Here is a 17222-nt window from a genome sequence, read left to right on the forward strand (position 1 = left end):
TGATGAACGCCCCCCTGATCATCGTCGGCGCCGGCCATGCCGGTGGCCGTGCGGCGCTGACCTTGCGCGAAGAAGGTTATGCCGGGCGCCTGATCCTGATCGGCGACGAACCGCACTTGCCCTACGAGCGGCCGCCGCTGTCCAAGGGCGTGTTGCAGGGCACGACGGACTTGGCTGGCTGCAGCCTGTGCGACAGCGCGCGGCTGGCCGAGCTGGGCATCGAGCATATCGCCGGTAACCCGATGACGCAGTTGCAGCCGCAGCAGCATCGGCTGCAACTCGCCGACGGCCAGTGGCTGCGGTACGCAGGCCTGTTGCTGGCCACTGGCGGCCGGGCGCGCCGCTTGCCCCAGGAGCAGGCCCATGTGCTTTACCTGCGCACCCATGATGAGGCGCTGGCCCTGCGCAGTGCGCTGAAGGCAGGTACGCGGCTGGTGGTGGTCGGTGGTGGCTTTATCGGCCTGGAAGTGGCAGCGACGGCACGTGGCCTGGGCTGCGAGGTGACACTGCTCGAAGCCGGTCCGCGCCTGGCGGGGCGGGTGTTGCCGCCGGTCATCAGCGAGGCGCTGCTGGCGCTGCATCGTCAGCACGGGGTCGACGTGCGCTTGAATGTGGCCTTGGAATCCATCCAGGCCGACGCCGTGTGGCTGGTCGACGGGCAACGCTTGCCCTGCGACCTTGTGGTGGTTGGCATCGGCATGCAACCCAATACCGAATTGGCCGCAGCGGCGGGGTTGGAAGTGGGGCAGGGCATTCGCGTCGATAGCCACCTGCGCACCAGCGCGCCGGGCATTTATGCCGCCGGTGACGTGTGCGAGTTTCGCCTGGGTGGCGACTACCAGCGCCAGGAAACCTGGCGCAACGCCGAGGCCCAGGGGCGGCATGCGGCGCTGAACCTGCTCGGTCGCGACGTGCCGTTCGAGGCACTCCCCGGGTTCTGGTCCGACCAGTACGACTGGGGCTTGCAGACCGTGGGTGTGATGACGCCCCTGACGGTCAGTCGCCCATTGGCGAGCGGTGGCGTGCTGCTGTTCTACCTGGATGCCGATCAGCGCTTGCACGGTGCCTGCGGCTGGGCGCCAGGCAACAGCGTGGCCAAGGACATCAAGCTGTGCGAGCGCCTGATCAACGCACACTTGTCGCTGGCCCCCGCCAGCCTGGCCGACCCCGAGCTGTCCCTCAAATACTTGCTGCGAGGCTGATATGCGTCAATTTCTGGTGTTCCAATCCCTGTGGGCCATGCAAACCGAGCCCGGTTCGCTCGATGCCCAACTCGACCGCATCAAGGCCGCCGGTTTCGACGGCATTACCGACCATTACTTCAAGCCCGCCGACGTCGCGCGTTTGCACGCCGCCGCCACGGCCAGGGGCCTGCAGGTCGAAGGCCAGTTGTTCCCGCAAACGGTGGACGACCTGGCGGCCGCGCTGGATGTGATCAGCGGCTACGGCTGCCACCACCTCACCCTGCAAGCCGATGTGCGCCCGCGTACCCAATCCGAAGCGGCCCGATTGGTCGAAGGCTGGCAACGCCTGGCCGAGCAGGTGGACTTTCCGGTGCTGCTGGAAACCCACCGTTATCGACTCACCAATGACCTGCTGTTCACCCTCGACCTGCTGTCACAGATGCCCGACTTGAAACTGCTGGCCGACCTGTCCCACTACGTGGTCGGGCGTGAGCTGCCGGAGCCGGGCGCCGCTGAAGACGATCAACAGATCCAGACGATTTTGCGCCACAGCTGGGGTTTCCACGGTCGTGTCGCCAGCAGCGAACAAGTGCAGGTCTCCCTGGACTTCCCTCAACACCAAGCCTGGGTACAGCGTTTTACCCAATGGTGGCGCTACGGGATCGAGGACTGGCTGGCCCGGCCCGACACACCGCAAAGCCTGTCCTTCACCTGTGAACTCGGCCCTCCACCTTATGCGATCACCGGTGCCGACGGCCGCGAGATCAGCGATCGCTGGAGCGAAGCGCTCAAGCTCCAGACGCTGATTCGGCAAGTGTGGCAAGACTGCCAGACCACCCGTTGACCCTGTAGGAGCCGGCTTGCCAATGCCTACAGGACGGGGTCAGTGCAGCAGGCCGGTGCTCACCGCCACGATCAGGAAAATCCCCAGCAGCGCGCGGTAGATCACGAACGGCCAGGTGGAGAACCGCTCCAGGAACTTCATCAGCCCCCAGATCGCAAAAAATGCCGAGACGCTCGCCACCACCAAACCGAACAGCAAATGCGGCCAGGCGTGCACCGGCAGGTCGGCATGCAGCAGCACCCACAGCTCCTTCAGGCCGGCGAGGGCGATGGCCGGCAGGCCCAGCAGGAAGGAGAACCGCGCGGCTTCCTCACGCTTGAAGTTCAGGAACAGCGCGGCGGTGAGGGTGGAACCGGAACGCGAGACGCCAGGAATCAGCGCGCCAATCTGCGCAACCCCCACAATCAACGCATCCCGCAGGCGCATTTCACCCATCTCCCGGGTGTGGCGTGCGCGCACTTCGGCCACGGCCAACAGCACCGCCATCACCACGCAGGAAATGCCGATCACCATCAGCCCCCGCAACGGCGAGTTGCAGGCATTCAAGGTCGACGACAGCGCCAGGCCGGCGATCCCGATCGGCACGGTCGCCAGCACAATCGCCACGGCCAGCTTGAACCACGGGTCGTTGTAGTCACTTCGACGCACTGCGCCGATGCTGCCGGTGGTCACTTGGCGCACGTCGCGCCAGAAATAACTGACCACCGCCGCCAGCGCCGCCAACTGCATGGCCGCCGAAAACGCCGAGCCCGGATCTTGCCAGCCGAGCAGGGCGGGTACTACGCGCATATGGGCGGTGGACGACACCGGCAACAGTTCGGTAATGCCCTGGATCACGCCCAGGATGAAGATCTGCAGGTAATCCAGGGAGGCAAAACCGACATCCAGGCCGGCGGAACAGACGTTGCTCACAATACGTGTCCTTGAAAAAGGGGAGGCAATTTCGCGGAGTTTATTCGAAATGTTTCAGGGTTTCGGGGGAGGCAACACCTATTTGCAATCGGTTCAGCAAGTAGAAAGGTTGGCGACGCTATTGGACTGTCCCCGCGTTTTGTGAACAATGTCGCCCTGCATTCCTGACCGAGAGCCCCATGCCTGAAACCACCGTCGAACTGATCCAGACCGGCCCGGAGCACGCCGAGCTGATCCGCAATCTCTACCAGTATTACGCTTATGAGTCGTCGGACTGGGAGCAGGAAGATGTCGAGGCGGACGGCCGCTTCTACATCCATGACGAACACCTGGCCCGTTACTGGCAGGACCCGCAATGGAGCGCCAACCTGCTGCTGGTCGATGGCTATATCGCCGGCTTCCTGCTGATCGAAGGCAGCGAACTGCCGGGCATCGACGCCTTGGAGCTGGCCGACCTGTTCATCCTCAAGCGCTACCGCCGCAAAGGCATCGGCCGCGCCATCGCCAGCCAGGTGCTGTGCAGTGGCGACGCCAATTGGCTGGTGCGCTTCTATGACCAGGACGAAGTGTCCCAAGCGTTCTGGCGCACAGTGCTGGATAACCTGCCACGCCCGGTGCAGACAATTGAGCTGGACGATGACCCGCAGTTGGTGAGTTACCTGATTACGCGGGCAGCGTTGCATTAAAGGCTTGCTGCATCACCTGCGGCGGCTGCCCGAACGCCCTTAAAAACGCCTGGCGCATGCGCTCGCGATCACCAAACCCGGTTTCGCGGGCCACCACTTCAACCGGGTGACGACTGGTTTCCATCATCGCCCGGGCGGCTTCCACCCGCAGGGATTCGATGGCCTTGGCCGGCGTTTGTCCGGTCTCTTCACGGAACACCCGGCTGAACTGGCGCGGGCTGAGCCGGGCGACGTCGGCCAGGGCTTCCACCGAAAGGTCGTGGGTCAGGTTCTCGCGGGCGTAGGCCAGGGCCAGTTGTACGCGGTCCGATTTTGGGTCCAGTTCCAACAACGCCGACAACTGCGATTGCTCACTGCCGCGCCGTTGGGCGATCACCAGTTTGCGCGCTATGCGCCGGGCCAGGTCGCTGCCCAGGTCGTTCTCCACCATGGCCAGGGCCAGGTCCACGCCGGCACTCATGCCGGCGCCTGTCCATACCTGGCCGTCGACGATAAACAGCTTGTCTTCCTCCAGGCGAATGTCTGGGTAGCGCTTGCGAAAGGCCGGGGCGTGAATCCAGTGGGTGGTGGTGCGCTTGCCTGCCAGCAGGCCGGCTTCGGCCAACACGAAGATGCCCATGCACAAGGAGGCCACGCGCCGCGACTGGGCGGACGCGGCCTTGACCAGTTCGAGCAGGTTGGCTTCCGGCAGGCGGAATTCCAGGTAGCCACTGACGATGAGGGTGTCGTAGCCCTCCGGCCGGATCGGCGTGGTGTTCACCGAGAAACCCTGGGACGTCATCACCGCGCCGCCACTCTCCGACACCAAGTGAAACTCATAGGCCGGCTCGCCGCGCAGCAGGTTCGCGCACTCGAACACCGACCCCAGGCTGAGGCTCAGGGACTGGAAGTTCGGGTAAACCATCAGCGCAACGCTGTGCATCGTCATTCTCCAAGGGGCGCGGGAGAGGGGATTGTCGGCGTGTGCCGGGTAAACGGCAACTGCCTTCGCGGCATGTCCGGAATCCTTGCGGATCTGACATTGTGCGCGATTGGCCCGCCTCCTAACATTCCCTCAACGAACTAGACGACTGGTCTAATCGGACGGGATGAAGCATGAGCAACGAAACCAAAAGTGCAAGGCAGACCATTCTCGACACCGCGCAACGTATTGTCCGTCGCAAAGGATTTTCTGCGGTGGGCCTGAACGAAATACTGCAAGCCGCCGAAGTACCCAAAGGTTCGTTTTATCACTACTTCACCTCCAAAGATGCGTTCGGCGTTGTATTGCTCGACCACTACTTCGACAACTACGTGCACGGCATGCAACAGCTGTTCGACCAGCCGGGCTTAACCCAGCACGCCAAGTTGATGCGTTATTGGGACTGCTGGATCGACAACCAGACCGGCTGCACCGACGCGGGCAAATGCCTTGCCGTCAAACTCGGCGCTGAGGTGTCAGACCTTTCAGAGCCGATGCGCCTGGCCCTGCAACGCGGCACCGCACGCACCATCGGCTTGCTCGCCGAGGCTTTGCAACAGGGCGTCGAAGACGGTTCGGTCGTCATTGCGCAACACCCCGAAAGCCTGGCCCGGCGCCTGTATGCGTTGTGGCTGGGGACCAGCGTCATGAGCAAGATCACCCGTACTACGGCGCCTTTTGACGAGGCGCTGGGGTTGACCCGGCAGTTGTTGGGTTGGCCTGAACAGACTGACAACTCCACTTATCGAGGCACTGGAAAATGAAAGTATTAATGGTACTGACCTCTCACGACCAGCTCGGCGATACCGGGCGCAAGACCGGCTTTTGGCTCGAAGAGTTTGCCGCCCCCTATTACGCGTTCAAGGACGCCGGTGCCGAGGTGGTGCTGGCTTCTCCTGCCGGCGGCCAGCCGCCCCTGGACCCGGTGAGCGACCAGCCGGACTTCCAGACCGAACAGACCCACCGCTTCGCCGCCGACCCGGCTGCGCAGCAGGCCCTGGCGAACACGCTGAAGCTCGATTCGGTCAACGCCGATGACTTCGACACCGTGTTCTACCCAGGCGGCCACGGTCCGCTGTGGGACCTGGCGGAGTCGCCGGTGTCGATCGCCCTGATCGAGTCCTTCGAGCGCGCTGGCAAGCCGATCGGTTTCGTCTGCCACGCACCGGGCGCCTTGCGTCATGTCAAGGCGGTCAACGGCGACCCGTTGGTCAAGGGCCGTCGCGTCACCGGGTTCTCCAACTCGGAAGAAGCGGCAGTGGAACTGACCAATGTGGTGCCGTTCCTGGTAGAAGATGAGTTCAAGAAGTTGGGTGGCCTTTATGAGAAAGGCGCTGACTGGCAATCCTTTGTCATCACCGATGGCTTGCTGGTCACCGGGCAAAACCCTGGTAGTTCCAGTGATGTCGCCAAAGCCCTGCTGACACTCACCGCTTAATTAACTGACCGCTTGATGCATTGGTGACTTTTATAAGTCGCCAATGCTTTAGCGCGCCCGCTATTTGGAAATGATTCAATGAATGAGCCTATTTTAAGTACTCCGGTAAAACTGGGGCACCACACGCTGAACAACCGTATTGTGCTGCCGCCCTTGACACGCCAGCGCAGTGCGCAACCGGGCGATATCGCCACCGACTTGATGGCCGAGTACTACCGCCAGCGCGCGAGTGCCGGTTTCATGGTCAGCGAGGGCACACAGATTGAACCGCGTGGCCAGGGCTATGCCTGGACGCCAGGTATCTACTCCCCGGCGCAGATCGACGGCTGGCGCAAGGTCACCGAGGCGGTGCATGCCGAAGGCGGGGTGATCTTCGCCCAGCTGTGGCACGTTGGCCGGGTGTCCCACAACGCCTTGCAGCCAGACGGCGCGGCACCTGTCGCACCCTCGGCACTCCAGGCGCTACAGGCCAAGGCCTTCATCGAAACCGCGCCGGGCGTTGGGGAGCTGAAGCAACCGCCAGTGCCGCGTGCCTTGACCATCCTGGAGATCGAGGAACTGGTCGGGCACTACGCCCAGGCCGCACGCAATGCACTGGATGCCGGGTTCGACGGGGTGGAGATCCATTCGGCGAATGGTTACCTGGTCAACCAGTTCATCTCGGCCCACGCCAACCAGCGTGATGACGAATACGGTGGCTCGCTGCACAACCGCCTGCGCTTTCTGCGCGAGATCGTCGAAGCCGTGAGCGCGGTGGTCGGGCCTGAGCGGCTGGGGGTGCGTTTCTCACCGCTGTTCAGCGGCACTGATCAGGACCGGGTGTATATCGGCCTGGTGGAAGACGATCCGCATCACACCTACGTCGAAGCGATCAAGGTGCTGGAAGAGTCGGGCATCGCCTATGTGTCCATTGCCGAAGCAGACTGGGATAACGCCCCAGTGTTGCCCGAATCGTTCCGCCGCGCGGTGCGCGACACGTTCAGCGGGCGCATCATCTACGCCGGTCGCTACACCGCTGAGCGCGGTGCCGGTCTGGTCGAAGCCGGGCTGGCGGACTTGATCGCGTTCGGGCGGCCGTTCATAGCCAACCCGGACTTGCCACAGCGGTTGTTCAACGGGTGGCCGTTGAATCCGCTGCGGGTTGAAGGGATGTACGGCGGTGGTGCAGAAGGCTATATCGACTACCCGGTGTACGCCCAATAGCCAGGCAACGCTGATCAAGGTGGGAGCTGGCTTGCCTGCGATGCTGGCATCTCGGTGTAGGAGTCAGACCGCGGCGATGCTATCGCAGGCAAGCCAGCTCCCACGCAAGCCAGCCCCTGTGTTACTCCACGCGCAGCACGATCTTGCCAATGTGATCACCGCCCTCCATCCGCGCATGGGCCTGGGCGGCGTCGGTGTATTCGTACACCTTGTCAATGATCGGCAGGCAACGCCCGGCGGCCAGCACCGGCCACACGTATTCGCGCAATTGTTCGGCAATCGCGGCCTTTTCTTCCCGGGTGCGTGCACGCAACAGCGAGCCGGTAATCACCGCCCGTTTGCCAAGGATGCCCAGCAGGTCGACGTCGTTGGCCTTGCCGCCACCGAGGAAGCCCAGCATCACCAGGTGACCGTCCATGGCCAGGGACTTGATGTTGTTGTTCAAGTAGGAGGCGCCCATGATGTCGAGGATCACGTTCACGCCCTTGTCGCCGGTCCGCTTGGCGATGACCTCGGCAAAGTCCTGCTCGCGATAATTGATCGGCTCGGCGCCCAGCTTGGCAATCGCGGCACACTTGTCGGCACTGCCGGCGGTGGCGAAGGCCTGGATGCCAAATTCGCGGCACAGCATCAGGGCGGTGGTGCCGATGCCGCTGGTACCGCCGTGGATCAGCACGCGCTGGCCTTTGTGCGCACCGCCGAGGCCGAACAGGTTGGCCCACACGGTAAAGAAGGTCTCCGGCACGGCGGCGGCTTGAATCCAGTCCATGCCCTCCGGGATCGGCAGGGCCTGGCTGGCCGGTACGCTGCAGAACTGCGCGTAGCCGCCGCCATTGGTCAGGGCGCAGACCTTGTCGCCGACGACGTACTCGCTCACGCCATCGCCCAGGGCGACCACTTCGCCGGCCACTTCCAGGCCTGGGATCGGGCTCATGCCGGGTTTCATCGGGTACTTGCCGGCGCGCTGCAGGGCGTCTGGGCGGTTGACCCCGGCGGCATGCACGCGGATCAGGATTTCGCCAGGGCCTGCGACCGGCACATCGGCGCGGCGCGGTTGCAGCACTTCAGGTGCGCCGGGGGTGGTGATTTCAATCAGGGTCATTTCTTTAGGAAGCGTCATTTCAAAGTACCTGCAGCGATGAGCGTATGGGTTGGGACCGTGTCGAGCGGTCGACGGTTCAGCACAATCATGCCCAGTTCCAGGGCGAGTGCGACCACGATCGCGCCGGCGGCGATCAGGAACAGCAGCCCATGCTGGCCGCCGCTGCTGTTGAACAGGGCTGAATAGGCAAACCCGGACAGCGCCTGAAACGTTGCAAAGGACACGGTGGCGCGGCTCCAGGCCACTTGTTGCTGGTGATGGTTGGGCAGCAGTTCATGCACCCGTGCCAGGGCCAGCGGCACGATGCCCGGTGGGAAGGAACCCAGGAGCACCGCCAGCACTGCCAGGCCGGTAAAGGAGCCGGCCACCGGCAACAGGCCCACCGCAATTGCCTGTACCACCAGCACCACGCGGATACTCAAGCGCGCGCCGAGTTTGTCGGCGAGGAACCCGTAGCTCACCGGGCCCACAATCGCGCCCAGGCCGTACATCACCCAGATCATCGCGCCAGTGTGTGCACCGGCACCCAGGCCACGGGCCACGTAGTCGACCAGGAACACCATTGCCGGCACCAGGCCCGCCGCCATAAAGGCGTACTGGGCGAACAGCAGGTACACGCCGGATGGCATCCGCGCTGAAGTGCCCGTGGGGGCCGGTGCTTCCTGCAGCGTACCGGTGGGCCAGGCGAACCAGCTGGCCGCCGTCAACACCAATGCCAACAGGCCCAGGCCAAACCAGGTCTGCTGCAAGCCCAGGCTCAACAGCGGCGGCACGAGTGTACCGGAGCCGGCAATGCCCAGGCCGATGCCCAGGAAAATCGCGCCACTGGCCAGGCCCCGACGGGCAGCCGGCACGTGGGGCAGCACGGTGGCGGCCACCAGCACCATGATCGCGCCGCCGGCAATCCCCGACAGCAGGCGCCAGGCGAAGAACCACACCACCGACAGCGCAAAGCCACAGGCGAAGAACGCCAGGGTCACCGCGACCATCATGATGCGCAGGGCAGTCTTGTTCGAGGTGCGCTGGGCGATGGGCCGGCCGATCAGCGCACCGATCAGGTAGCCCACCAGGTTAGCGGCGCCGAGATAGACCACGTCATTGGCGGAAAACCATTGGGCCTGGATCAGCGTTGGAATCAGTGGCGTATAGGCGAAGCGCGCCAGGCCAATGCTGACCAGGCTGGCACACAGGCCGGCGAAGATCGGCAGCCAGACCGCGCTGCGGGATGAAACAGGGGTGTCGAGCATGATGGCGGTCCTCAAGGTTTTTCTCTGGCGGCCAGCATAAAGAGGTTTTAAGATGCAATAATGCAGCGAATTAGCGTCATGGCGATGCAGATATGCATCACTGGAGGGCGGTATGAATTGGGATGATGCACGGGTGTTCCTGGCGGTGTGCCGTGAGTCCACACTGCGCGGTGCCGCGCGGGTGCTGGGGGTGGACCAGGCCACGGTAGGGCGGCGGATCAATGCCTTGGAAAAGTCCTTGAGCGCGACCTTGTTCCTGCGCACCTCCGAAGGCTACGCGCTCACGGCGGTAGGCGAAGCGGCGTTGCTCTCGGTGGAGAAAATGGAGCGTTCGGCCCTCGACCTGGAGCGGCAGATCCAGGGCCTGGATGACCGCCTGACCGGCACGGTGCGGGTCAGCACCACCGACTCCCTGGCCATCGACTTCCTGATTCCGTCCATCGCGCGCCTGCACGACAAGCACCCCGACGTGCGCGTGCAACTGGACGCCTCCACCCAGATCCTCAGCCTGGCCAAGCGGGAAGCCGATATCGCCGTGCGCAACACCCGCCCGGACAACCCCGACCTGATCGCCCGGCGCATTGCGCGCTGGCCGGTCGGACTGTTTGCGTCCCAGGGCTATATCGACCGCCACGGCGTGCCCACGCCGGGCAGCCTGTTCGAAGGCCATGACCTGGTGGTCTACCAACCCTACCTGCAAAGCCAGAAGGACATGAGCCTGGTCTCTGAGCCCGTAGCGCGCGGGCGCATTGTCGCCGCCTTGAGTTCCAGCCTGCTGGTACGCCGCTCCATCGCCGCGGGTATCGGCATCGGTGAAATCCCGGTGTACACCGGTGAGCGCGACGGGCTGGTGCGCCTGTGGCCGCAGCGTACCCGGCCACTGCCGTATGACGTGTGGCTGGTGACCCACGCCGACCTGCGCCACACCGCCCGGGTGCGGGCGGTGATCGATGAAATCGTGGCGGCGTTTGCCGGCACCGGGGAGTGAGGTCAGCACAGGCTTGCAAGCGCTTAGGTGGCCCGGTCGCCACAATCAACGTTTGTGGCAATCAACCGAGAGCACCTATGAACGAATCGACGCGTCAGGACCTGGGACTATTGTTTCTGCGGATCAGCGGGGCGCTGTTCCTGCTGTGGGTGCATGGCTTGCCCAAGTTGCTCAACTACAACGAGCAATTGAAGCTGATCGAAGATCCGTTTCACCTGGGGGCGACTATCACGTTGCTGCTGGCGATTTTCGCTGAAGTGCTGTGCCCGCTGCTGATCATTGCCGGGGTGCTGGTGCGCCTGGCGTGCCTGCCGATCCTGGCGGTGCTGTTGATCGCTTTGTGGGTGGTGCACCCGGAGTGGACGTTGTTCGAAGGGCAGTTCGGCTGGCTGCTGTTGATCATCTTCACCACCTTGCTGATCAGCGGACCCGGTCGCCTGGTCCTGGGCCAGCGTTTCTCCTGAGCAAAAAAAGACCGGGCAAGCCCGGCCAAATAAGGAGAGGGTGGTGCAGGCGTTTCAGCGTTGCAGGAACGCCAGCAGGTCTTCATTCAACTGCTGCGCGTGGGTCACGGCGAACCCGTGCGGCGCGTCCTTGTAGACTTTCAGTTCGGCGCCCTTGATCGAGGCGGCCGCCACTTTACCGGTGGTTTCGAACGGTACGATCTGGTCGCCGTCACCGTGGATCACCAGGGTCGGTACGTCGATCCTGGTCATGTCCGGGCGGAAGTCGGTTTCGGAGAACGCGGTCACGCAATCCACCGTCGACTTTAGGGATGCCAGCATCGCCACTTGCAGGGTCTGGGTCAGCACACCATCAGAGACCTTCTGGCCCTTGTTGAGGCCGAAGAACGGCGTGTTGAAGTCGCTGATAAATTGCGCACGGTCTTTCAACAGGCCGGCCTTGATGCCATCGAATACTTCAGTCGGCACACCCTGCGGGTAGTCCGGTTTCTGGCCGAACAGCGGTGTCACCGCGCCCAGCAGTACCAACCCGGCCACGCGTGCGCTGCCATGGCGTGCGATGTAGCGGGCGACGTCGCCACCGCCCATGGAGAAGCCCACCAGGGTCACGTCCTGGAGGTCCAGGTGTTCGATCAACTGGGCGATATCGTCGGCGAAGGTGTTGTAGTCGTTGCCGGTCCAGGGTTGATCCGAGCGGCCGAACCCACGGCGGTCAAACGCGATGGTGCGAAAGCCGCGGCTGCTCAGGTATTCCATCTGGTATTCCCACATGTCGGCGTCCAGCGGCCAGCCGTGGCTGAACAGCACGGGTTTACCGCTGCCCCAGTCTTTGAAATAGATCTGGGTACCGTCTTTGGCGACGAATGTGCTCATGAACATCTCCTTTCAAGGTGGTGTAAAACGCAGGATCACTATTGCCGTTAACCGGTTCAAGGGCTTGTACGGGTGTGCTTGCTTGGGGTTACCAACTGAACTTGAGCTCGACCCCCAGGTAATTGCTGTCGTCACCACCAGCATCGCGCAGGGTCTGGCCCACGTCGTAGTGCACGGCCTCGACGGCGCCGGTGAGGTTGGGGCTGAACACATAATCGGTGCGCACTTGCGCATAGGCGCCGGTCCAGCGATTGCCCTGGCCTGCGGTGCCGGCCACCGGCAGGTTGGGCTGGGTATAGACCGCGTCGCTGGTGGTTTGGCGCCACAGCAGGCCGATGGCGGTTTGCACGCTGAGCTTGTCGATCGGCTTGACCGTGATCGACGGCTTGACGTGAATCAAGTTGCTGTAGCCGGTGTAGCCCGCCAGGGAAAAGTAGTAGCCGTTGGGGAACAGCGGGTTGAAGGTGCCGACGGTGCCATCCCCGGTTTTGCGGTCGCCCGAGGCGATGTCCAGTTGCAGACCGACGCGCGGTTTCCAGGCCAGGCTGTCGAAGGTGTAGCCGGTACGGCTGCCACCGGCCCAGGCGCGAATGTCCTTGTTGCCGACCGAGCCGCTTTGCAGCATCGCTTCGATGTCCCAGTCAAAGCCCATGGCCGCGCCGCCCAGGCGTGCGTCGAACAGGTGGCGGGTCTCGTCGCCGTCGGCGTCCAGGTAGTGAGCGGCGGTGCGCTCATACACGCCGTAGTAGGCGGACAACTCGTTATTGCCGCCCACCAGTCGCTCCACACGGACCAGGTGGAAGCGCGCATCGCTGTTGGATTTGTCGTCGAAGTGACGCCCGTCCTGATACTGCACCGGCTGGCTGGCGATCCCGATAAAACGCCAGTTGGAGGTCTCCCAGTCGGCCCACAGCGCATCGAAGGACTGCCGCACATTCGGGCCGTCCCGCGATGAGATGAAGCGCTGCAGGTCGAAGGCGAAATCCTGGCGCCCGACACGGGCCTTAAGGGTCCCACTGCTGAAGGTATTCACATACTCGGCGAAGGCCAGGCGCAGGTCGACGCGATTCTGGTCGGCGCCGCCGATTGTCGTCTTGTCGTACGCCCGCGCATCTTCCAATTGGGTGAACACGCGCCAGTGCTCGTTCAGATGCAGGTCGGCGTGTACCTGGAAGCGCTGGATCAGGTAGCGATCACGCTTCACATCCCGCACGCCGAAGCCACTGGCATCGTTCATCTCGAAACGCTCGCGCAACGTCGCGCCCAGGGACAAGTAGGTGTAGGGGTTCGCGCTGGATAGCGGGATGTACTTCAAGCTGTCCAGCGGCTGCGTGCGCAGCGCCGGGTCCTGCAGCACCGACCAGTCTTCCTGCCAGCGGTTGGCCTTGATGGCCGGGCGTGTCGCTTGCTCGTCGGCGTGGACACTGCTGACGAGCAGCGGCCACAGCACGGCCAGGCCCCAGCCTGTGCGGCGCATCATTTTGCGGCGTTGAGTTGATGGATCTCCGCGACGTAGCCGCCCGGAAACTCCACCAAAGCGCTGCGGCGGCCTTTGCTGTCGAACGCAGGCACCAACACTTTGGCGCCGGAGCCGGTGGCCTTGCCCAGGGTAGCCGTCAGGTCAGCCACTTGATAGCCGGTGGTCTCATGGCCGAACGGGTAGGGCAGTTGGCCGTTGGTGACCAGCACGGCCATGCGCCCGAACGGCGATTCGATGTCGACGCGACGGTAGTTACCGTTGGCTTGGCCGATATCCACGCCAGGGGCGTGTTTGTCATCCGTCAGCACCTTGCCATGGGAGAAGCCGACAAACGATTTGATGAAGCTGTCGGCACGCTCGGCGCTGAGGTACACGCGGTTTTCCGGCACGGTCTGGAACGCGGCGTAATCCGGGGTCTTGGTGTGCCAGTAGAGTTGCATGTTCACACCGCCTGGCCACTGCACCACCGCGTCACGTCCGATCGGGTCGGGGAAGTCGCTGACGATCACCGCCGCGCCGTTTTCCCGGGCGGCCTTGAGGGCGAGATCCATGTCCTTGACCAGGTAACCGTTGCGCTCCTGGCCGAACGGGTGCGGGATCGGCGTGGTGAAACCGAACAGCGACACTGTGCCAACGGGTGTCTGCAACAGTTGCGAGGTGGTGCTGCTGGGCACCGGCAACACGTTCACCACCACTTGGGGCGTGCTTTTGCCGCCGAATGTGGCCAGGAAACTCTGGGTAAAACGGTCCACATCGGCCGGGGCGACGTAAACGTGGCTGGTGTCGTATTGCGGAGCCACGGCGACCGCCGCTGTCGCTGCAAAGGCATTGCCCATCATGGCCTCGGCCAGCAACGTGACTGCCAGCGCAACCGTCCTTACTTTTCTGCTCATGCCCACTCTCCTGCGTCTTGAGAAAGTCTCGATCTTAGGAACGGGGCCGACCGGCGGATTGTACGGACGTGCTCGGTTGAACGATTCAGCGTCTATGCGGGTCATCGTTGAACGGTGGCATCCAGGAGCCCCAGGACATGCTCGACGTCTGCGCCAGATACGGGATTGCCTCGGACATTGAGATGATCGATATCCAGGGCATCAACGAGGCGTATGAGCGGATGCTCAAGGGCGATGTGAAGTATCGGTTCGTGATCGACATGGACCGCTTGAAAAAAGAAAGCCACGCCGCCTGATACCACCGACGATTCGGTGGTATCAGCTCTCTGTGGGAGCGGGCTTGCTCGCGAAGGCGGCCTGACAGTTGACCGCTATCTGACTGTAGCCCTGCGATCTAAATGTGGGAGCTGGCTTGCCTGCGAAAGCGGCCTGACAGCCGACCACTCTCCAACTGTCCCCCCGGGATCCAAATGTGGGAGCTGGCTTGCCTGCGAAAGCGGCCTGACAGTTGACCGCTATCTGACTGTAGCCCCGCGATCAAAATGTGGGAGCGGGCTTGCCTGCGAAGGCGGCCTGACAGTTGACCGCTATCTGACTGTAGCCCCGCGATCAAAATGTGGGAGCTGGCTTGCCTGCAAAGGCGGCCTGACAGCCGGCCTGGATGTTGGATCTGGCGGGGTACATATCCGTTGCTGCGGTAACGGCCGCTTATGGTTCCGCTCTTACAGCGGCTCACTTTTGGAAAGGCCCAAAAGTAAGCAAAAGGCCTTCGCCCCAACACTCGGTACCTCGCCAAGGCTCGGTATGCCCGTAATCCGACAGTGATTTGGGGGGCCGCCGCCACGCGCCATCCATGGCGCGGGGCGGCTAAACCGGCATCCCTGCCGGTTTACCCCCCAAATCCCTGTCGAATTCCGGCCAGCGTGTTTGACGGGGCGCCCAAGATCAAAAGCAAAGCGCGGCGGCCTTAGAGCCGACCGGGTTTTTGCTGTCGATCTCGGTCAAATGTAGGAGCGGGCTTGCTCGCGAAGGCGGCCTGACAGCTGACCGCTATCTGGCTGTAGCCCCGCGATCTAAATGTGGGAGCTGGCTTGCCTGCGAAGGCGGCCTTAAAGCCGACCGGGTTTTTGCTGTCGATCCCGTTCCCATGTGGGAGCTGGCTTGCCTGCGATGGCATTGCCTGGGCGCTTGATTTCTCAAGGCCGCTGCGGCTTCACCGACGTCCCGAAGGTATTGCCCATGCGTACGCTGGTCGCCGCCGGGGTGGTCAGGCCAATTTTATTCGGTAGGCGCTTTTCCACGGAAAGGGCCTGCGCTTCGCGGTTCTTTTGCGCGGCCTTGGCCGTATTTGTGTCGTTGCCCATTTGTTGGCTCAGGCAGCCATAGTCCGGTGCCTTGTAGCCATCCACCGTGACTTCGGCGCAAGTGCCGGCGCTGTTGTCGGCATGGGCCAGCAAGGGCAGGGCGGCGCACAGCAACAGGCTGGCGAGGGTCGGTAACGATTTCATCGGGGCCTCCTGGCGGGCCCTGGGGAGGGGGCCGGTTAGGCTTGAAAGTCTAGTGCAGCGCGCCTCTCATCACCGTGATGTTTTTTTTGCTATCACCGTAACATCAGGTTCATAAACTGGCCTCAGGATGACGGTTTTCTAGGGCGCGTCGGCCGTGCAGCGATGCAGAGCAGGGGGTGAACAGGGAGTCTGGAGGCGCGTCGCATGCGCCCTGGTCTTGCTGTTGCTGCTGGTCGGTGGTCGCGCAGCGCAGGCAGATTCACCCCTGTTATCGTTGGACCTGCCGGCGCAAGACCTGGAACACGCACTGCAAGCCTACAGCCGCGCCACCGGGATGGCGGTGCTGGTTGACCGCGAGTTGACGCGGGGCCGGCGTGCCATCGGGGTGCGCGGGCGCTTTACGGCGCAAGAGGCACTGGCGATGTTGCTGACAGGGAGTGGCCTGATGGCCCGTTATGCACGCAGCGATGCGTTTACCTTGCAGGCCCCGCAGGTCAGTCAGCCGCCCCCCAGCCGTGGTGCGGCGGCACGCAGTGCTGTGCGGATCAACAACAGCTACGCGACGGCGCTGCAGCAAGCCATCGAAGGCAGCCTGTGCCGTTCGCCGCTGACCCGGCCCGGCAGTTTTCGTGCGCTGGTGCAGGTGTGGGTCAACCCGGACGGGGTGATCGAACACAGCCGGCTGGTCAGTTCCACCGGCGATGAACAACGCGATGAAGCACTGGTGCGCAGCCTGGCAACGGCGCGGGTCGAACGCCCGGCGCCAAGCTCGCTGCGCCAACCGGTGACTTTACTTTTGATGCCTGACACAACAGGAACACGCATGGAATGCACAGCAGCGAAAGGAGCCTCGGGCGGATGAAAAATTCCGGGCACAGCACAATGGTCAGCTTGTTCCTGGCCTCCTACGAAGACTTCAAGGTGCGTTTGCGCAAGCGCCTGGGCTCGGAGGACCTGGCCAACGACGTGCTGCACGAGACGTACCTGCGGGTCGACCGCATGGACGTGCCGCCGAACCTGCAGCAGCCCAATGCCTACCTGTACCGCATGGCCCTGAACATCGCCGCCGACCGCCGCCAGGCCGATGCGCGCCTGCTCACCGGCAGCGAGGTGGAAGAGTTGCTGCAAAGCGCCGACGAAGCCCAGGACCCGTCGCGGGTGGTGGGCGGCCAGAAAGACATCCAATCCCTGGTCAAGGCCCTCTACGAGCTGCCGGCACGCCGGCGCAAAATCCTCATCGCCGCCCGCCTGGAGGAGGCGCCGCACCTGGAAATCTCCCAGCGTTTCGGCATTTCCACGCGCATGGTCGAGAAAGAAATCAAGGCTGCCCTGGGCCACTGTGCCAAGCGCCTGGAAAGAAAAGTGATTCAGCGGTTCGGTCCCGGGGCCGGAAAACCGTCTTAGTGTCGAGTCCCTGATAAATCCGTGAGTACGTGCGC

At 63.3% G+C, this 17222-nt stretch carries 18 protein-coding genes and 1 pseudogene; 11 read left to right on the top strand and 8 right to left on the bottom strand.

Annotation, left to right across the window (positions count from 1 at the left end):
- Nucleotides 1-2: 2 nt before the first annotated feature.
- On the top strand, nucleotides 3-1202 hold the full coding sequence (locus KHP07_RS05440) for an NAD(P)/FAD-dependent oxidoreductase (protein ID WP_214496739.1): 1200 nt from the start codon (nucleotides 3-5) through the stop codon (nucleotides 1200-1202).
- A 1-nt stretch (nucleotide 1203) separates the two neighbouring features.
- Nucleotides 1204-2028 (top strand): sugar phosphate isomerase/epimerase family protein, encoded by an 825-nt coding sequence (locus tag KHP07_RS05445; RefSeq protein WP_214496740.1) that lies wholly within the window; start codon nucleotides 1204-1206, stop codon nucleotides 2026-2028.
- 39 nt (nucleotides 2029-2067) lie between these two features.
- On the opposite strand, the gene KHP07_RS05450 is transcribed toward KHP07_RS05445, so the two are convergent.
- Nucleotides 2068-2940: an undecaprenyl-diphosphate phosphatase gene (locus KHP07_RS05450; protein ID WP_214496741.1), complete on the bottom strand. Its 873-nt coding sequence runs from the start codon at nucleotides 2938-2940 to the stop codon at nucleotides 2068-2070.
- Between the two features lie 179 nt (nucleotides 2941-3119).
- Between KHP07_RS05450 and KHP07_RS05455 the strand changes: the two genes are divergently transcribed.
- Entirely contained in the window at nucleotides 3120-3626 is a 507-nt protein-coding gene (locus KHP07_RS05455) for a GNAT family N-acetyltransferase (RefSeq protein ID WP_214496742.1), read from the top strand.
- Here KHP07_RS05455 and KHP07_RS05460 read toward each other — a convergent pair.
- Nucleotides 3604-4548: a GlxA family transcriptional regulator gene (locus KHP07_RS05460; RefSeq protein WP_078049068.1), complete on the bottom strand. Its 945-nt coding sequence runs from the start codon at nucleotides 4546-4548 to the stop codon at nucleotides 3604-3606. The genes KHP07_RS05455 and KHP07_RS05460 overlap by 23 nt on opposite strands.
- Nucleotides 4549-4721: 173 nt before the next feature.
- On the opposite strand from KHP07_RS05460, the gene KHP07_RS05465 reads away from it, so the two are divergent.
- The 3 genes from KHP07_RS05465 to KHP07_RS05475 all read left to right on the top strand — a co-directional run bounded on the left by KHP07_RS05465 (nucleotide 4722) and on the right by KHP07_RS05475 (nucleotide 7228).
- On the top strand, nucleotides 4722-5351 hold the full coding sequence (locus tag KHP07_RS05465; RefSeq protein WP_214496743.1) for a TetR/AcrR family transcriptional regulator: 630 nt from the start codon (nucleotides 4722-4724) through the stop codon (nucleotides 5349-5351).
- Nucleotides 5348-6025, top strand: coding sequence for a type 1 glutamine amidotransferase domain-containing protein (locus KHP07_RS05470; protein ID WP_100490376.1), 678 nt, complete (start codon nucleotides 5348-5350; stop codon nucleotides 6023-6025). Before KHP07_RS05465 ends, KHP07_RS05470 begins: the two co-directional genes overlap by 4 nt.
- 78 nt (nucleotides 6026-6103) lie before the next feature.
- A complete protein-coding gene (locus KHP07_RS05475) occupies nucleotides 6104-7228 on the top strand; it encodes an alkene reductase (RefSeq protein WP_078049065.1) in 1125 nt (374 codons plus the stop codon).
- A gap of 121 nt (nucleotides 7229-7349) precedes the next feature.
- Here the strand turns inward: KHP07_RS05475 and KHP07_RS05480 are convergent, their stop codons facing one another.
- A complete protein-coding gene (locus KHP07_RS05480) occupies nucleotides 7350-8348 on the bottom strand; it encodes an NAD(P)H-quinone oxidoreductase (protein WP_214496744.1) in 999 nt (332 codons plus the stop codon).
- Nucleotides 8345-9577, bottom strand: coding sequence for a YbfB/YjiJ family MFS transporter (locus KHP07_RS05485; RefSeq protein ID WP_214496745.1), 1233 nt, complete (start codon nucleotides 9575-9577; stop codon nucleotides 8345-8347). The genes KHP07_RS05480 and KHP07_RS05485 overlap by 4 nt, the downstream gene beginning before the upstream one ends.
- A gap of 112 nt (nucleotides 9578-9689) precedes the next feature.
- Here KHP07_RS05485 and KHP07_RS05490 point away from each other — a divergent pair, with 112 nt between their 5' ends.
- Nucleotides 9690-10565, top strand: coding sequence for a LysR family transcriptional regulator (locus tag KHP07_RS05490; protein ID WP_078049062.1), 876 nt, complete (start codon nucleotides 9690-9692; stop codon nucleotides 10563-10565).
- Nucleotides 10566-10642: 77 nt separating this feature from the next.
- Entirely contained in the window at nucleotides 10643-11029 is a 387-nt protein-coding gene (locus KHP07_RS05495; RefSeq protein ID WP_078049061.1) for a DoxX family protein, read from the top strand.
- 54 nt (nucleotides 11030-11083) lie between these two features.
- On the opposite strand, the gene KHP07_RS05500 is transcribed toward KHP07_RS05495, so the two are convergent.
- From KHP07_RS05500 to KHP07_RS05510, 3 genes are all read right to left on the bottom strand, one after another.
- The gene (locus tag KHP07_RS05500; protein ID WP_214496746.1) at nucleotides 11084-11902 is read right to left on the bottom strand and encodes an alpha/beta fold hydrolase; all 819 of its coding nucleotides are present in this window, start codon (nucleotides 11900-11902) and stop codon (nucleotides 11084-11086) included.
- Nucleotides 11903-11990: 88 nt separating this feature from the next.
- Nucleotides 11991-13382, bottom strand: coding sequence for an alginate export family protein (locus KHP07_RS05505; RefSeq protein WP_214496747.1), 1392 nt, complete (start codon nucleotides 13380-13382; stop codon nucleotides 11991-11993).
- Complete coding sequence (locus KHP07_RS05510) at nucleotides 13379-14275, bottom strand: VOC family protein (protein ID WP_100490380.1); 897 nt, start codon at nucleotides 14273-14275, stop codon at nucleotides 13379-13381. The genes KHP07_RS05505 and KHP07_RS05510 overlap by 4 nt, the downstream gene beginning before the upstream one ends.
- 104 nt (nucleotides 14276-14379) lie before the next feature.
- On the opposite strand from KHP07_RS05510, the pseudogene KHP07_RS05515 reads away from it, so the two are divergent.
- Nucleotides 14380-14571 (top strand): annotated as a pseudogene (locus tag KHP07_RS05515) (NAD(P)-dependent alcohol dehydrogenase); the annotation flags it as partial.
- Nucleotides 14572-15471: 900 nt separating this feature from the next.
- Here the strand turns inward: KHP07_RS05515 and KHP07_RS05520 are convergent.
- Nucleotides 15472-15783 (bottom strand): hypothetical protein, encoded by a 312-nt coding sequence (locus KHP07_RS05520; protein ID WP_214496748.1) that lies wholly within the window; start codon nucleotides 15781-15783, stop codon nucleotides 15472-15474.
- Nucleotides 15784-16000: 217 nt separating this feature from the next.
- Here KHP07_RS05520 and KHP07_RS05525 point away from each other — a divergent pair, with 217 nt between their 5' ends.
- Nucleotides 16001-16645 carry a TonB family protein gene (locus KHP07_RS05525; protein WP_078049056.1) on the top strand — a complete coding sequence of 215 codons (645 nt, stop codon included), beginning with the start codon at nucleotides 16001-16003 and terminating at the stop codon, nucleotides 16643-16645.
- On the top strand, nucleotides 16642-17187 hold the full coding sequence (locus tag KHP07_RS05530) for an RNA polymerase sigma factor (protein WP_078049055.1): 546 nt from the start codon (nucleotides 16642-16644) through the stop codon (nucleotides 17185-17187). The genes KHP07_RS05525 and KHP07_RS05530 overlap by 4 nt, the downstream gene beginning before the upstream one ends.
- Nucleotides 17188-17222: the final 35 nt, after the last annotated feature.

This window comes from Pseudomonas sp. VS40, from assembly GCF_018587885.1.
GTDB lineage: Bacteria > Pseudomonadota > Gammaproteobacteria > Pseudomonadales > Pseudomonadaceae > Aquipseudomonas > Aquipseudomonas pergaminensis.

What these genes read in the sequence shown, in the direction of transcription:
- KHP07_RS05440 (WP_214496739.1), top strand. Translation starts at nt 3, where the DNA reads ATGAACGCCCCCCTGATCATCGTCGGCGCCGGCCATGCCGGTGGCCGT.
- KHP07_RS05445 (WP_214496740.1), top strand. Translation starts at nt 1,204, where the DNA reads ATGCGTCAATTTCTGGTGTTCCAATCCCTGTGGGCCATGCAAACCGAG.
- KHP07_RS05455 (WP_214496742.1), top strand. Translation starts at nt 3,120, where the DNA reads ATGCCTGAAACCACCGTCGAACTGATCCAGACCGGCCCGGAGCACGCC.
- KHP07_RS05460 (WP_078049068.1), bottom strand. Translation starts at nt 4,548, where the DNA reads ATGCACAGCGTTGCGCTGATGGTTTACCCGAACTTCCAGTCCCTGAGC.
- KHP07_RS05465 (WP_214496743.1), top strand. Translation starts at nt 4,722, where the DNA reads ATGAGCAACGAAACCAAAAGTGCAAGGCAGACCATTCTCGACACCGCG.
- KHP07_RS05470 (WP_100490376.1), top strand. Translation starts at nt 5,348, where the DNA reads ATGAAAGTATTAATGGTACTGACCTCTCACGACCAGCTCGGCGATACC.
- KHP07_RS05475 (WP_078049065.1), top strand. Translation starts at nt 6,104, where the DNA reads ATGAATGAGCCTATTTTAAGTACTCCGGTAAAACTGGGGCACCACACG.
- KHP07_RS05480 (WP_214496744.1), bottom strand. Translation starts at nt 8,348, where the DNA reads ATGACGCTTCCTAAAGAAATGACCCTGATTGAAATCACCACCCCCGGC.
- KHP07_RS05485 (WP_214496745.1), bottom strand. Translation starts at nt 9,577, where the DNA reads ATGCTCGACACCCCTGTTTCATCCCGCAGCGCGGTCTGGCTGCCGATC.
- KHP07_RS05490 (WP_078049062.1), top strand. Translation starts at nt 9,690, where the DNA reads ATGAATTGGGATGATGCACGGGTGTTCCTGGCGGTGTGCCGTGAGTCC.
- KHP07_RS05495 (WP_078049061.1), top strand. Translation starts at nt 10,643, where the DNA reads ATGAACGAATCGACGCGTCAGGACCTGGGACTATTGTTTCTGCGGATC.
- KHP07_RS05500 (WP_214496746.1), bottom strand. Translation starts at nt 11,902, where the DNA reads ATGAGCACATTCGTCGCCAAAGACGGTACCCAGATCTATTTCAAAGAC.
- KHP07_RS05505 (WP_214496747.1), bottom strand. Translation starts at nt 13,382, where the DNA reads ATGATGCGCCGCACAGGCTGGGGCCTGGCCGTGCTGTGGCCGCTGCTC.
- KHP07_RS05510 (WP_100490380.1), bottom strand. Translation starts at nt 14,275, where the DNA reads ATGAGCAGAAAAGTAAGGACGGTTGCGCTGGCAGTCACGTTGCTGGCC.
- KHP07_RS05520 (WP_214496748.1), bottom strand. Translation starts at nt 15,783, where the DNA reads ATGAAATCGTTACCGACCCTCGCCAGCCTGTTGCTGTGCGCCGCCCTG.
- KHP07_RS05530 (WP_078049055.1), top strand. Translation starts at nt 16,642, where the DNA reads ATGAAAAATTCCGGGCACAGCACAATGGTCAGCTTGTTCCTGGCCTCC.